The sequence below is a fragment of the Desulfobacter hydrogenophilus genome (assembly GCF_004319545.1).
GTDB classification, from domain to species: domain Bacteria; phylum Desulfobacterota; class Desulfobacteria; order Desulfobacterales; family Desulfobacteraceae; genus Desulfobacter; species Desulfobacter hydrogenophilus.
Genome location: NZ_CP036313.1, coordinates 3,038,719 through 3,053,574, shown reverse-complemented (window position 1 = coordinate 3,053,574; position 14,856 = coordinate 3,038,719). Strand labels below are relative to the sequence as shown.

Below are 14,856 nucleotides of genomic sequence, written 5' to 3'. Positions count from 1 at the left end.
ATAAAAATTCAGCGCAAAATCTATGATAACTATTTTTTCCGAATCCCTTAGCCGTAACTATGAAGCCCGGATAAAAGGAAATTTACGCCGAAATAGGTGAACAAAACCCCTATAAATCCGATGATGGAAACAAGGGCAAGATTTTTCCCGTACCACCCGCGTATCAGCCGCAGATGCAGGAAAATGGCGTAAATAAACCAGGTAATCAAAGACCAGGTTTCTTTAGGATCCCAGGACCAGTATTTGCCCCAGGCGGAATTGGCCCAGACAGAACCTGTGATGATACCGATGGTCAGAAAAAGAAACCCGAAAACAATCATCTGGTAGGTCAGTTCATCAATGGTATCCCAGTCCGGCAGTTTTGCAAACAAACGTTTTGTCCCGGGATCTTTGGGTTTGATGAAATACATAAAACTGAACCCAAAGGCAAGGGCAAAGCCTGCATACCCTAGAAAACAGGTAATTACATGGGCAATCAGCCAGTTGGACTTAAGTGCGGGGATCAACGGCATGATTTTTGACGTGATAGACGGATCAAAACTGGCATAGGCAATACCCAGAAAGATCAAGGGAGAGACAAATACGCCGATGATGCTTTCCTTGTATTTAAATTCCACAAACACATAGAGGGCCGCGGCAGTCCATGAAAAAAAAACCAGGGACTCATACATATTGGAAAAGGGTGCATGCCCGTATCCCATATGGTAGGACTCCATCCAGCGCAGTAAAATCCCGCCGGTATTGGCCACGAGCCCGATAACAATTACCCAGAATCCAAACCGGGCAACCGCTTGTTTTTTAAACGAAAAAGATCCGATATAAAATACCGATGCCAATGCATAGATAAATGTTGCAGCCGATAAAAGCAGGGATGAATTCATTTGCCTGATACGTCCTTTAATTCCTTTACAAGTTTTTTGACGGTCAAATTGGTACTCTGGACATTACGGTTGGCCCGGCCGGCGACCCACACCCGGGTACTGCCGGATCCAGCTTGTTCAAGGCCGATACACACGGACTGATGGGAAACAAAAAAAGTGACCCAGCAGCCGATGATCATAAGAAGAAAGCCTGTGTACACAAAGGGAACACCCGGGTCCTTTGTTACCTGAAGTCCGGTATAATAGGCCTGGTCCCAGGATTTGACCTCAATTGTGAATCTGCCCTTACGCATTTTATCAAAAGTGGGAAACTTGGTGGGCAAAACAATTTGAACATTCCGGCCATCGGTTGTATCAAGGCGCCCGATAAACGCCTCACCAAGGTCATGACCGTTGAAGTCATAATGGGGCACAAACCCCTCAAATGTAAAATTACCGGCACCAGCCGGCAGTGACACAACTCCGCCGTTTTTTATGGTGTGTGTCTCAATTGCCCCGATTTCACTGTCAATGATTTCAAACACGGCTTCATCAGGTGCGGTTGCACCGTAGGAAGCCTGGAAGATATTGATACCCTTATACCTTAACGGATGGTTGACCAAAATATTTTCCGTAAAACTTTCCTGGTTGTTTTCGAGGATGGTCAAACTGGATTTAAATTCATCCGGCGCCCCCGTATCGTAAAATTTAACCTGAAAATCATTGCACCGGACCGTGAACGGCAGCTTTATGGGCAACCGTGTATGGCTATCAAACACGGTATCTGCAGTTTGCCCCTCGTCCAGACGCAAGTTGGCCTTAAATCCCAAGGCAGACCCGATCAGGGCACCAGCAAGCAGCATCAGCACACTTGCATGAACCACGTAAACCCCAAGACGGGACCACCGGCCTTTTTCCGCATACAAAAGCAGACCCGCGTCCTCTGTCTTTTCAATCACTTTGCCGGCCCGGCCGGCAAGTACCTGTCTGGCCTGGCGCGCAACGCGGTCCATTGAAAGGTGACTGTCAAACTGCTGCCTATTTTTAGCTTTTTCAAACCGCCTGGGATTGACTGAAATATTTTTAGGGAAAATGATTTTCCAGGTCGCCGAAAGCCGGTCAATGGAACAGACAACAATATTAACGCATAATACCACCATGAGCAGCAGGAACCACCAGGCCTGATACATCCTGTCCAAATCAAGCACCTGGATCATATTGTACACCCCTTGGCCGTAAAGCCTGATATAGGCTTCGGGACGTGCGTTCTGCAAAATCACAGTCCCAATAATGGAGGTTCCGGCTAAAAGCACCAGGGTATAAACAGTGAGTTTCACCGAGGCAAAAAACATCCATATCTGATCGGCAAAGCTGTCTTTTTGTTTCAAAACAATTCTTTCACTAAAATTTATACGAAAGCCCCAAGGCTGCTTCAAGCTGCTTTCATGTTATGTTGTATGCCATACCCGGCGCACTTCCCAGACCGACCCATATCAGTCAACATATCGACCCACCGTTATTCCAGGTCTATTCCCCATCCAGTAAGGCCTGCAGGTTGGATCTACGTTCAACCGAGGTCTGTACGGCCTGCCGGATCATGGGCATGCTGCCGAAAATAATCACTTTTTTCCGGGACCGTGTGATACCCGTATAAAGCAACTGCCGGGTAACAACCGGTGATATCTGTTCAGGGATAATAATCAACACAGTGTCAAATTCCGATCCCTGGCTTTTATGGACGGTCACGGCAAACCCGGGTTCACATTCGGGCAGATCAGATAACCTGAAATGCCTGGTACCTGATTGTTTTTCGTCAAACCAGGCCGTGGACATCCCATTTTCTTCAATGACCACACAGGTATCACCGTTAAACAGCAACCTTTTGTAATCATTGCGCCGGACCATCAAAAGCATTTTAAAAACAGGCCGATTTATACCATCTTTCTCTTTAGATCGTAATATTTTTTCACATAGATGATTAATTTGTAATGTTCCACTGTGTCCTAAATTGTGGGCGCACAGCACACGAAAGTCATCAATGGCAGCCATTGCCTGCTCTATAGATACTGCATCCCAAAGCGACTTGTACCCTTCCAGGATACTGGATTCAAGGCGAGCCTGATATCCCTCCTTTTCTTCGGCGGTATCCACAAAGACAAGATCAGGATAGTCTGCCTTAAGGATATCTGCCACAGTATCCGCATCACTGACATTAACGGCCTTTGCAAGCTTTTCAATGCCAACTTTTCCCCCGGACCTGAAATTAACATCCAGAAAAACCCGAAAATCGGATAAAACATCTGCATGACACAGGTCAAAAAACACGGCACCGGCCTGAACAGGAGAAAGTTGATTCATATCACCAAGCATGACAATGCGTGCATCAGGGCGGATGGCTTCAAGAAGTCTTGTCATAAGCGCCATGTCAATCATGGATGCTTCATCAACAATCACCAGGTCTGCGGCCAGGGGATTGGCTTCATTGTACCTGAACCCTGTTCCGTTTTTCACCGGTTTAAGCGCACTGTGAATGGTCGCCCCGTTTTTCAATCTGGCGGCGGCCTTGCCCGTGGGTGCAAGACACATCACTGTAGGAGGCGCCAGGTCATTTTCATTGGCCCAGGTACTCAAAAGTGTCTGTATTATATCCGTAATATAAGTTTTTCCGGTACCCGGTCCACCGGACACCACTATAAAACCGGAACAAAGGGCCTTTTTGACGGCCTGCAGCTGCCCAAAAGTTTTGTTGGTATCCTGGCTGTCAAAATAAGACGCCGGCCTATGCGCCACAAACGCATCATCAGGTCCGGGAATCTGCCGTTTAATCCGTGCCCTGATGTTTTCTGAGAGCCGGCATTGAAAATCGTAGTACCTGGAAAGATAAAGATCGTTGTCACGGTCAAGGATCAAGGGATAGTTACCAATGCAGGACGCCATATCATTTTCTTTTTTCCCGCAATTTGAAACTTGCGTGCCCACCATGGCAGAATTTTCAAGGATATTGCACCAGCATTCGAGTTCCGGAAGCTGGATAAGTTCTTTGCCCTCGGACGATTTCAGAACGGTCCCGGCCACACTTGTAAGATTCAGACAGATGCAGCCTTTGGAAAGTGCCCTGCAGGTCAATGCTGCGGAAATAATTTCCAACGGTCCTGAATCTTTAAAGATATTAGCCATGGTTGTGGAAAAATAGTAGTCCAGATGGGAAAAAATCCCCGATTCATGGAGAACGTCAAGATCCTTGAAGGAAAAATCACTCATACGCTTATTTTACCAAGGGGGATCAAAAAAGTATGTGAGAGGTCGCCGGCCTCTCTGTCTCTTTGACGGTATTATTATGACTGTCAGGTAAGGGCCCAAGTTCAAAATAAAACCTTCCATATGGTTTGCCTTTCATCCGTCTTCTTCGTTGTGTCAATGGGTACATATATTTAATATGCTCCCATTGCCACGTCTTGAATACGAACGGAAATTCTAAACCATATTTTGGAATGTTTTATTCCGATCATGGCCTAAATTCAATGACATATCTTTGTTGGTATAATATAAAATCCGCCCCGTAAGAAGCGGATTTATAAAAAATTTTAAAATTATTTTATAAGAAAGCCTCAATAAATTCTTGAATTACTTTCTTGTTTCGTTGTGGGCTGAGCCTGGATGCTGATAGACCAAGTCGGCCCATGGCTGTTATAAAACTTCGGACTCAATTACGCAATGATATCATGAATGGATCCTTTGGAATCATCCTTGGGTACGGACCTGACCGATGCCGAAAGACGGCGATCATGGGCTTTCCTTCGATCCTTTTTAAAGGACAACGTGACAATCACACCGTCTCTGACGCTTTTCCTGCGGTCATACGGCGTCTTGCGCCTGTCTTTTTTGCGATTTGAAACATTGGGCCGGTATCCACCGCCAAAGCCTCCTGATCTGTCTCCAGTATTTATAATCTTATTTGTAACCGGTAGTATTTTATTTTCTGCATTCATAACTTATCTATCTTTTTATTTTTCTTTTTAAAATCATTCCTAACTACTCAAATACAGATATCGGCAACGAATTTATATTTCTTTAATAGGATATAATCAGTGCCTAACCAAAGCCCCCGTATTTGGCTTCTACGGCTTATTTTTTATTTTCACATTCATCCACATATTTGTGGATTCTCAAAAACGGAATAAACAGTGTGTCTACGGATTCAAAATGTGTGACAAGCAAGCCTCGCAATTCCACAATATCCTCAATTGATAGATTATCAACATCTTCTGCGATTTCACGACGAAGGCCGATGGCATTTTTGATAAACCGACGATGGGCCTTTGAATGTGTGACAAGATCCGGGTACCCGTTCCGGCCAAGAATTTTTTCCTCCTTTGAAAAAAAAATCTTGCTGAAGTCATTGATCTCGGTAACCAAATTAGCCACATTCTTTGCGTCGCCCTTATTTGCTTTCATTTCAATGAGGGTATTAAACATATCCATAAGCTGTTTGCGGCATTCATCCAGTTCAGGCACATTCACACTATATTTTTCGTCCCATTCAATAATATTAGTCATGGGTCACTCTCCTTTGTTCTCTTTTTTATTTTTCCCCAGCCACAAGGTGGCCATGATACCGATGGATATCAGTATGGCAACTACTACGGCAAAGGTAATTCCATGCCGGCCGAACCGCGGGTAAATGACAAAAGGCACCAGATAGCCGTACAAAAATGAGTGCAGCAGTCCGATGCCAACAATTCTGATTGCAATGTTTGTCACCCCAACCGCTCCAAAATCCGCTGATGAATATTTTCAAACCCGCCATTGGACATGACGAGAACAACATCGTTGGGTCTAAGTTCCAAGGCAAGAAAGTCAATCACCTGGCCAGGGTCACGGAAATGGTGGGCAGACCTGCCCCTTTTACAGATATCTTCGGTCAGACGTTCAGGTGAAAACCGCTCTTTTTCAGGAATATTCTTTTTAACCCCGGGAGAGCAGATACACGTAATATCTGCCAGATCAAAACATGCAGGATAGGTCTCTTGAAAAATATTTCTCATGCTGGTATTGGTTCTTGGCTCAAACACGGCGACCAGACGACCCTGGGGATAAAACGGTTTGACTGCGGCAATGGTCTCCTTAACAGCTGTCGGATGATGGGCAAAATCATCCATCACCGTGATACCGGCAACCTGCCCCCTTATTTCCTGACGTCTTTTAACACCGCTAAAGGTTGAAAGCCCACGGACAATATCAGCCGCCTTAATCCCCAGACTGCGGGCTGTGGCAATACAGGCCGTTGCATTGAGAAGATTGTGCCGTCCAGGCAGATCCGTTTGTATATTAATATCCGTACCAGGTCCTGTGATGCGGGCAAGGGTGTGCAAACGCCCCGTGCCGGGATCCGACTCACTGCTCAGACGATGATCATGCACCTGCCATATGGCGTTGCTGCCGTAAGTCTGAAGGTCTACAACATCCGCCTGTTTGAGTACCTGCATCAGATTACCGTTTTCCTTGCAGGCAATAATACGGCTCTGATCTTTGATCTTTGAAACCAGGGCATCAAAAGTCCGGCAAATATGATCCAGGTCGTCAAAAATATCTGCATGGTCAAATTCAATACCCGTCATAATGGTTATAAAAGGATCATAATGCATGAATTTTGGCCCCTTATCAAAGAAAGCCGTATCATACTCATCCCCCTCTATCACCATGTATTCTCCGTCACCTATTTTAAATGAGGAGTTATAATCCTTTAAAATCCCTCCGATCATAAATGAGGGGCAAAGCCCTGCTGTTTCCAACAAATGGGCCATGATGGCAGAGGTGGTTGTTTTACCGTGGGTACCGGTAACAAGAATAATCTTCTTGTCATTGGCAATGAAACGGTTCACAGCCTGGGGCATGGACATATAGTCAAGCCCCCTTTCCATTACGGCAACCGCTTCCGGGTTATCCCGTGTCACGGCATTGCCGATAATCACAAGGTCCGGAGCCCGGTTTGGATCGTCACTGATATTGGTTGGAGAGAATCCGGAAAATAGCGTAATCCCGTTATCTTCAAGAAAATCGCTCATGGGCGGATAGACATTCCGGTCTGATCCAGTGACAATATAACCCATTTCTTTAAGAATACAGGCCAACGTGCCCATGCCGGTACCACAGGCTGCGACCAGATGAATCCGCTTAATCGAGTCAGCCATTAAATCTCTGCCATGACCTGCCGTGCGGCGTCCAGGGTGATTTCGATATCTTCGTCCGTGTGAGCAGCAGAGATAAAACAAGCCTCAAACTGCGATGGCGCAAAATAGATACCTTTGGCCAGCATGCCCCGGTAAAATTTTGCAAACCGGTCCAGATCACAGGTTTTGGCATCATTGAAATTGCGCACCTTTTTACCGGTAAAAAAGAACCCGGCCATAGAGCCGAAATGCCCGGCAGAAAAAGGAATCCCTGCGTCATCGGCGGCGGCCTGGAGACCGTTGATCAGCATATCTGCCCGCCGGTTCATGTCAGCGTAAAGCTGATCATTTTCTAACTCTTTTAAAGTAGCGACCCCTGCGGCCATGGCCAGGGGATTGCCTGACAAAGTCCCGGCCTGGTAAATAGATCCTCCAGGGGCAATCTGCGCCATTATTTCACGTTTTCCGCCATATGCACCCACGGGCAGTCCGCCACCGATAACTTTACCAAAACAAGTCAAATCCGGATCAATATCAAAATAACCCTGGGCGCACGCCCTTCCCCCAACCCGGAATCCGGTCATGACTTCATCAAAAATCAGCAGGGTTCCATGGGTTGCAGTCTCCCGGCGGACTGCCTTTAAAAACAGCGGATCAGGAGCTACCATGCCCATATTGCCTGCCACAGGCTCAACAATCACACAGGCGATCTCCTTGCCTTTTTCAGCCATAAGCCGCTCAAAACCTTCAATGTCGTTGTATGGCAAAGATAATGTATTGCGGATCACATCAGCAGGGACCCCCGGGCTTCCCGGGATGTTTAGGGTGGCAACACCGGACCCCGCAGCCACAAGCAGGGTATCTGCATGACCATGGTAACATCCGTCAAACTTGACAATAAGGTCCCGGCCCGTCACGCCCCTTGCCAGACGGATGGCACTCATGGTTGCTTCGGTGCCGGAGTTAACCATTCTGATCATATCCACGGACGCCACTGAATCCACAACAAGCTGGGCCAGTTCATTTTCACGTGCTGTCGGCGCACCAAAACTTGTGCCTGAATCCAATACTTTTTTCAAAGCGTCGATCACAGGCGTTGGGCGGTGACCAAGAATTAGCGGCCCCCAGGACAGGACATAATCGATATAAGCGTTGCCGTCAGCATCAAAAATCCTGGCGCCGTCTCCTTTTTCAATGAAAATGGGTTCTCCGCCCACCGAACCGCAGGCCCTTACCGGAGAATTAACCCCGCCCGGTATCAAATTTCTGGCCGATGAAAATAAAGCGGCTGATTTAGTACGTTCCATATTGAATCCTTATTATATATTTACAGGAAGTCTCACAGTTACCATTAATTAATCTTAAAAAATGGAATATACCAAACTGAGTTGAAAGGGGTCAACCGCTTTGATTTTTGCCCGGCATATAAAATAGTGTCCATAACATTTGACCTGATGGAAAAAGACTTATATAAGTCAGGGTTGGATTATGGACGATGAATATTACATGATGCTTGCCTTGGATGAGGCAAAAAAAGCCCAAAAACATGACGAGGTACCCGTTGGGGCCATTGTGGTGGACCCGACCGGTACGGTAATCGGACAGGGATATAACTGTCCGATATCTGAAAACGACCCCACAAGCCATGCTGAAATCAAGGCCATTCGTTCGGCCTGCAGGTTCATGAATAACTATCGCCTGCCCAAGACAACACTTTATGTAACCATAGAACCATGCATCATGTGCATGGGGGCAATAATCCATGCCAGAATCCAGCGGATCGTCTTTGGTGCGCTGGATCCCAAATGGGGGGCTGCGGTCTCCCTTTATCAAATGGGGTCGGATTTACGATTAAACCATCACCCTGAAATTATTCAGGGAATATGTGAAAAACAGACAAGACGGATTATTAAAAGCTTTTTTGAGTCTAAAAGGAGAAACCGTGACAAACACAGTTGTTGTGGGAACCCAGTGGGGTGATGAAGGAAAAGGAAAGATTGTCGATCTGCTCAGCGAACACGCTGATTATGTGGTCAGATTTCAGGGTGGGAACAATGCAGGGCACACCATGGTGGTCGATGGAAAAGAAATTATCAGCCACCTGATCCCATCCGGCATACTGCAGCAGAAAAAATGCTTTATCGGTAACGGTGTGGTGGTTGACCCGTTTGTATTGCTGGATGAACTTGATTATCTGGCGAGCAATAATATTGATGTATCCCCAAACATGCTGGGAATCAGTAACCGTGCCCATCTCATCATGCCCTATCACCAGGAGATCGACAAAGCCCGGGAAGTAAAAAAAGGAAAGGACAAAATCGGCACCACCGGTCGCGGGATCGGCCCCTGCTATGAAGATAAGGCAACCCGCGTGGGTATCCGATTCTGTGATCTTCTTGACTTTGATCTATTCAAGGAAAAAGTTCAAACTGTCATGGCGGAAAAAAATTTTTACCTGAAACACTATTTCAAAACCGATCCCATGGACCCGGCCCTTGTTATTGATCAGTTTGAAACGATCCGGGCCCGGCTTCTCCCCTATATTTGTGATGTTTCCGTATCCCTTGACCAGGGCATCCGGAAGGGTGTGCAAATTTTATTTGAAGGCGCCCAGGGCACGCACCTTGACATTGAGCACGGCACCTACCCATTTGTGACCTCTTCCACAACGGTTTCAGCCAACGCGGCAAGCGGCAGTGGCGTTGGACCTGGTCAGCTCAATGAAATCATCGGCATTGTGAAGGCATACACCACCCGGGTGGGCGCAGGCCCCTTTCCAACGGAACTGTTTGATGAAACGGGTGAGAAAATCCAAAAAACCGGGGCTGAATTTGGCGCCACCACCGGGCGCAAACGGCGCTGTGGATGGCTGGATATGGTCGTATTAAAAAATGCCGCCCGCTTGAACAGCCTGACCGGCCTGGCCATCACCAAGCTTGATGTTCTGGATGACCTGGATGAGATTAAAATATGTACAGGATATGAATATTCGGGCAATGTCATGGCAGATTTCCCTGCCCAAATTGATGTTCTGACAAAATGTACGCCTGTTTATGAAACACACCCCGGCTGGAAAGCGCCGACATCTGGCATAACCAAGTTTGAGGCTCTGCCTGAAAAAGCCAAGGCCTACCTTGCACGGATCGAAGAATTGTCAGAAGTCAAAATTAAAATTGTGTCCGTAGGACCGGGACGTGAGGCCACCATTATCAAAGAAAATATTTTCTAAATTGACATTCTCTTAATTCTGGTTTATTAAATGACGTCTTATGCGTCGGGATGTGGCTCAGCCTGGTAGAGCACCTCGTTCGGGACGAGGGGGTCGGAGGTTCAATTCCTCTCATCCCGACCATACAAAAGACAAGCCGAATAAAAGCTTTTTTTACAAATTTCGATCCTCAAAAAAGCTATTGAAGTATTTCCATGAAAATACGTCTTCATAAAAATGCCACAACGACGCCTGCCCAGCGTGCATATATCCAAAACAATCCCCAATTGTCCGTTGCCAGTTTAGCAAAAAAAATCGGCGTCAGTAAAACCACGATACGCAGGTGGCAAAACCGCACGGATGTACATGACCGGTCGCATACACCTAAGCGGATAAAAACCGTTCTATCGCCCATTGAAGAGATTAAAATCGTTATCTGCCGGATGGCATTCAGGGCAGGCCTGGATGATCTGCTTCAAATTTCCGACTCTTTTTTTAAGATCAAATGTTCCAGGGCAGGCCTCAACAGATGCCTCAGGCGATATCAAATATCCAGAATGACAAAACTTAAGCGATCTGTTCCATTTAACCTTAAAGATTACACAGGCACCTATTTATATTACAATTGTTTTCATCTACCGTCTTTTCAGAAAAATGAACCGCCAGTGGTGCTGCAAACTCTTCTTGACTGCTCGTTCAGGACCTTTCATGCCCAGTACACCACCATGGCGAACACATTTCTTTCAGATCATATCCAGAGTTTTCCTTTAAAGGTTTTAGGCGTTATTTATAATGATCCGGTAAGGCTTTGTACCGAAAACACAGAGTTAAAAGATATAGACATAAAAAATTCCGGTAGCGCCCCTGACAGAACCATTGAACAGTTATGCAAAACATGTGGCCTTTCATTCTTTCACATGGATAATCTAGTTACGGATATCATAAGCGAATTAAACCTGCAGATGGAAAAAATCGTCTACCAATCTGATCTTAAAAAAGATGCAACCACCTGGGGAACGAACGAAGCACTGGAAAAACAGATACACCATTACAACTTTGAATTACCCCTTAGCTTTTTAAAACAGAAGACACCCTACCAGGCCATGGAAGCGCATTACACCCATTTTCCAAACAGTTTCAACCATCAGCCCATGGCATCGGTCAATACCTCCTGTTTATAACCACGGAAGACACGGAAAGCACTGAAAGTTAGAGCGCAAAGCGCTCAATCTGTACTTTTAGGTGACTGCATAAACTGCTTCCAGGAGCCCGCAGCCAGCACTACGAATCACAGAACTCTCTTATTCAAAGATCAAACTCATTTCCGTGTCCTTCCGTGTTTTCCGTGGTTCAGCTTAGGAACGGGTCTTAAATAACTTGCCCATTTTGCTGTCTCCGGGAGCGCGGGCGTCCCGCCTGCATGTCCGCAAGTATTGTAAAGATGCAGGCGAGACGACCGCGCTCCCAGGTTAAGTTATTTCGGACTCATTCCTTAGTATTAAAGCTTTATCACTATAAAAATATCAATTGATTAGTTCCAAAAATAATTAAATATTTTCTAACAAATCAATAGGATATATATTTTTAACCATGTAATACCTTCATCACTTCCCATGTTCCGTTATCGTTGTAGATTAAAGTTTTCCTTTTTTTATCACGATAACATACCAGAACAACGGATTAATCCAGGCGGCTGGCTCCCGCCACAAACCTTTTAACCATTCATCAGACGGATCTGACGAATGCCCCAAGTGACCGGCAATGACGCCGGCACTTACATACCCAAATTCACGGAGGAAATAACATGAGTTTAAGTATTAATACCAACGTTGCCGCACTCACCGCGCACAGAAACATGGTTGCCAACGACAATAACATGACAACATCCCTGACCCGTCTTTCCACAGGTTTGAGAATCAACTCAGCGGCGGACGATGCATCCGGTCTGACCATTGCCGATTCTCTATCGGCACAGGCAGACGGTATTGGCCAAGGCATCCGGAACGCCAATGACGGTGTTTCCATTGTACAGACCGCAGACGGCGCCCTTGAAGAGTCTGTGAGCATCGTTAATACCATTAAAACCAAAGCCATCCAGGCGGCATCCGACACCCAGACCTCGACAACCCGGACAGCCATCCAGCAAGATATTGATAAACTGATGGAAGAGCTGGACAGCATTGCCACCACAACATCCTACAACGGCATACAGCTTCTCAACGGCAGTTACACCAACAAGATCATCCATACCGGTGCCTCTGCCAATGAAACCGCTTCCATCAATATCGGAGATACGGAATCCGATTCCATTGGTCATATTTCCACGGCCACTTTTGAAATGGATGATGAAGACGGCGGCGAAATTCAGTTAACCATCAATTCAGCCATCACTGGCGAAGATATTCAACTGGAAAGCCTTACCATTGAAGCCAATAACCAGGAAGAAAACGGACTTGGCGCTCTGGCTGATGAAATTAACAGTGCGTCTTCCCTTACCGGCGTATCTGCCAATGCTGTTGTAGAAACCACCACTGAGGGAGCTATTCAGGAAGGCACAACCAATTCCGACTTTGCCATCAACGGCGTAACGATCGGTGCCATCAATGTCAAAGCCAATGACGCTGATGCCTCTCTTGTCACGGCCATTAATGATAAGACTACCCAGACAGGGGTTTCCGCCGCCATTAATGACAACGGGGCCATTACCATAACGTCTGATGACGGTCGTGTTCTCGATGTTACCGGGGAGCTGAACGGCGTTTTCGGCAAAAATGTGACAGCGGATGATTTGTCTACCATTGGCTACATTACCCTGACCCAGGAAGGTTCCAGTCAGTTCAATATTACAGGAACCAGTGTAGCGGGTCTGGACATGGACATTACAGTCAATTCTGGTGCTACGTACAGCAATAATGAAGATGTCACTTTGGCAGCAGGGTCAACGATTGCATCAGGCTCCATACTTTCTGCAGGAACCGTTATTGGTGGTGACTTGACAGTGTCCAGTGGTATCTCAAACACTTCAAATGACTATGAGCTTACTGTTGATTCTAAACTGATAAGTGGTTCGATCTTAGCAGCCGGGACAGTTATTGGCGGAGATATAACCCTCGATACAACCGATGTAACAATAGATGATGACATGAAAATTGGTTCAGGGTCAACACTTTTGGCAGGGACAATCCTTGGGCAAGGAACTGTCTTCAATAACACGACGACGGTGGGGTCAGAAACCTTTCAGGCTGGCGAAGCGTTAGAATACAACGTTATAGTTGACTCTGGTGGTCTGACGCTTAACACAGATATGACGCTTTCAGCCGAATCAACGCTTGCAGGAGGCTCAACACTATCTAGAGGCACCGAATTAGTGACAGACCACATTCTCATATCAGGCTTCACAGTTGAGCAAGACATGACCCTGAAGGCCGGGTCCACTATCGCAGATACGTCTATCCTTACAGCAGGATCAACCATAGGCGACTTCACAACAACCAACGCTATTGGGTCCACCGCGGAAGAAACACTTTTAGGTGCAAATTCAACCTTGGAGGCAGCAAGTATAATTGCTGAGGGGTCTGATTTAGGCAGCACTGCCATAGAAACTGTCCAGACGGTTGTATCGGCAGGGGAATCCCTGACCCTGGAAGCCGGAAGTATAGTTGCAAGCGGTACAATCCTTGCCGCAGGGACCACAATTAACCAGGATATGAAAATCGCAGGTACGGAAATAAAAGCAGGAACGACCATTACAGAAGCCCTGACATTTGCCACCGGCGACGATTTTGAGCTTACAGAAAAATTAACGATTGGAGAAGGAAGTACGCTTGAAGCGGGAAGTGAGGTAATATTCGGCGGAGAAAGCATCAGCGAGGCGATATCCCTATCCGACCAAGAAAGTCTGACCCTGGCTGACATCAGCGTATTGACCCAGGAGGATGCTGAAATTGCCATAACCATTGCCGAGGCTGCGCTGGCGGACCTGGATGCCACAAGAAGTTCCCTGGGTTCCGTGGAAAACCAGCTGTCATCCACCATCTCTAACCTTTCGGTGACCAAAACCAATGTGACGGCCTCCGAGTCCACCATTCGAGATGTCGATTTTGCAGAGGAAACAGCCAATTTTGCCAAGCTGTCTCTGCTGGCCCAGACAGGCTCCTATGCCCTGAGCCAGGCAAACGCCGCATCTTCAAACCTAACCAGCCTGCTCCAGTAATTTCTGAAAGCAGCATAACCTAACCTGCCGGCAAAGGAAAAATTCCTTTGTCGGCAGATTTTTTTATCCATGGAATATTAAGGAATGAGTCCGAAATAACTTAACCTGGGAGCGCGGGCGTCTCGCCTGCATCTTTACAATACTTGCGGACATGCGGGCGGGACGCCCGCGCTCCCGGATATAACAAAAGGGGCAAGTTCTTTAAGACCTGTTCCTAAATTAAGGATACTCAATGATCAAGTTGTTGGGCCTGTTTTTGCATAAATGTGGTTATGTTCTTTTGGAGGCTGAATTTTTTATCACTCGATCATCAAGTTTTTAGAAAATTTGTTCAAATTCAAGGCGGAAATTGGGCAAATTAACAAAAACTTGATCATTGAGTATCAAGTTTCATGCTTTAGATAA

The 14,856-nt window shown here is 46.4% G+C and carries 12 protein-coding genes and 1 tRNA gene; 5 read left to right on the top strand and 8 right to left on the bottom strand.

Annotation, left to right across the window (positions count from 1 at the left end):
- Positions 1-47: 47 nt before the first annotated feature.
- The 8 genes from ccsB to hemL all read right to left on the bottom strand — a co-directional run bounded on the left by ccsB (position 48) and on the right by hemL (position 8,337).
- Complete coding sequence (gene ccsB / locus EYB58_RS13605) at positions 48-881, bottom strand: c-type cytochrome biogenesis protein CcsB (protein WP_111956216.1); 834 nt, start codon at positions 879-881, stop codon at positions 48-50.
- A complete protein-coding gene (resB, locus tag EYB58_RS13600; RefSeq protein WP_111956214.1) occupies positions 878-2,248 on the bottom strand; it encodes a cytochrome c biogenesis protein ResB in 1,371 nt (456 codons plus the stop codon). Before resB ends, ccsB begins: the two co-directional genes overlap by 4 nt.
- A 139-nt stretch (positions 2,249-2,387) precedes the next feature.
- Positions 2,388-4,121, bottom strand: a complete 1,734-nt coding sequence (gene recD / locus EYB58_RS13595; RefSeq protein ID WP_111956212.1) for an exodeoxyribonuclease V subunit alpha — start codon at positions 4,119-4,121, stop codon at positions 2,388-2,390.
- Positions 4,122-4,567: 446 nt separating this feature from the next.
- Complete coding sequence (locus EYB58_RS13590; RefSeq protein ID WP_111956210.1) at positions 4,568-4,849, bottom strand: hypothetical protein; 282 nt, start codon at positions 4,847-4,849, stop codon at positions 4,568-4,570.
- A 136-nt stretch (positions 4,850-4,985) separates the two neighbouring features.
- Positions 4,986-5,417, bottom strand: a complete 432-nt coding sequence (locus tag EYB58_RS13585; protein WP_111956208.1) for a bacteriohemerythrin — start codon at positions 5,415-5,417, stop codon at positions 4,986-4,988.
- A 3-nt stretch (positions 5,418-5,420) separates the two neighbouring features.
- Positions 5,421-5,621: a hypothetical protein gene (locus tag EYB58_RS13580; RefSeq protein WP_111956206.1), complete on the bottom strand. Its 201-nt coding sequence runs from the start codon at positions 5,619-5,621 to the stop codon at positions 5,421-5,423.
- The gene (mpl, locus tag EYB58_RS13575) at positions 5,618-7,051 is read right to left on the bottom strand and encodes a UDP-N-acetylmuramate:L-alanyl-gamma-D-glutamyl-meso-diaminopimelate ligase (RefSeq protein WP_111956204.1); all 1,434 of its coding nucleotides are present in this window, start codon (positions 7,049-7,051) and stop codon (positions 5,618-5,620) included. The genes EYB58_RS13580 and mpl overlap by 4 nt, the downstream gene beginning before the upstream one ends.
- Positions 7,051-8,337 (bottom strand): glutamate-1-semialdehyde 2,1-aminomutase, encoded by a 1,287-nt coding sequence (hemL, locus tag EYB58_RS13570; protein WP_111956202.1) that lies wholly within the window; start codon positions 8,335-8,337, stop codon positions 7,051-7,053. The genes mpl and hemL overlap by 1 nt, the downstream gene beginning before the upstream one ends.
- 181 nt (positions 8,338-8,518) lie before the next feature.
- On the opposite strand from hemL, the gene tadA reads away from it, so the two are divergent.
- The 5 genes from tadA to EYB58_RS13545 all read left to right on the top strand — a co-directional run bounded on the left by tadA (position 8,519) and on the right by EYB58_RS13545 (position 14,451).
- Positions 8,519-9,010, top strand: coding sequence for a tRNA adenosine(34) deaminase TadA (gene tadA / locus EYB58_RS13565; protein ID WP_111956200.1), 492 nt, complete (start codon positions 8,519-8,521; stop codon positions 9,008-9,010).
- A complete protein-coding gene (locus EYB58_RS13560) occupies positions 8,973-10,259 on the top strand; it encodes an adenylosuccinate synthase (RefSeq protein WP_111956198.1) in 1,287 nt (428 codons plus the stop codon). The genes tadA and EYB58_RS13560 overlap by 38 nt, the downstream gene beginning before the upstream one ends.
- 46 nt (positions 10,260-10,305) lie before the next feature.
- Positions 10,306-10,382: transfer RNA gene (locus EYB58_RS13555), tRNA-Pro, on the top strand.
- A gap of 71 nt (positions 10,383-10,453) precedes the next feature.
- Positions 10,454-11,419 carry a helix-turn-helix domain-containing protein gene (locus EYB58_RS13550; protein ID WP_111956197.1) on the top strand — a complete coding sequence of 322 codons (966 nt, stop codon included), beginning with the start codon at positions 10,454-10,456 and terminating at the stop codon, positions 11,417-11,419.
- Positions 11,420-12,042: 623 nt separating this feature from the next.
- On the top strand, positions 12,043-14,451 hold the full coding sequence (locus EYB58_RS13545; protein WP_111956195.1) for a flagellin N-terminal helical domain-containing protein: 2,409 nt from the start codon (positions 12,043-12,045) through the stop codon (positions 14,449-14,451).
- The last annotated feature ends 405 nt before the right edge of the window (positions 14,452-14,856 follow it).

Bases quoted from the DNA above. Each gene is read 5' to 3' on its own strand.
- ccsB (WP_111956216.1), bottom strand. From the start codon at position 881: ATGAATTCATCCCTGCTTTTATCGGCTGCAACATTTATCTATGCATTG.
- recD (WP_111956212.1), bottom strand. From the start codon at position 4,121: ATGAGTGATTTTTCCTTCAAGGATCTTGACGTTCTCCATGAATCGGGG.
- EYB58_RS13590 (WP_111956210.1), bottom strand. From the start codon at position 4,849: ATGAATGCAGAAAATAAAATACTACCGGTTACAAATAAGATTATAAAT.
- EYB58_RS13585 (WP_111956208.1), bottom strand. From the start codon at position 5,417: ATGACTAATATTATTGAATGGGACGAAAAATATAGTGTGAATGTGCCT.
- mpl (WP_111956204.1), bottom strand. From the start codon at position 7,051: ATGGCTGACTCGATTAAGCGGATTCATCTGGTCGCAGCCTGTGGTACC.
- hemL (WP_111956202.1), bottom strand. From the start codon at position 8,337: ATGGAACGTACTAAATCAGCCGCTTTATTTTCATCGGCCAGAAATTTG.
- tadA (WP_111956200.1), top strand. From the start codon at position 8,519: ATGGACGATGAATATTACATGATGCTTGCCTTGGATGAGGCAAAAAAA.
- EYB58_RS13550 (WP_111956197.1), top strand. From the start codon at position 10,454: ATGAAAATACGTCTTCATAAAAATGCCACAACGACGCCTGCCCAGCGT.
- EYB58_RS13545 (WP_111956195.1), top strand. From the start codon at position 12,043: ATGAGTTTAAGTATTAATACCAACGTTGCCGCACTCACCGCGCACAGA.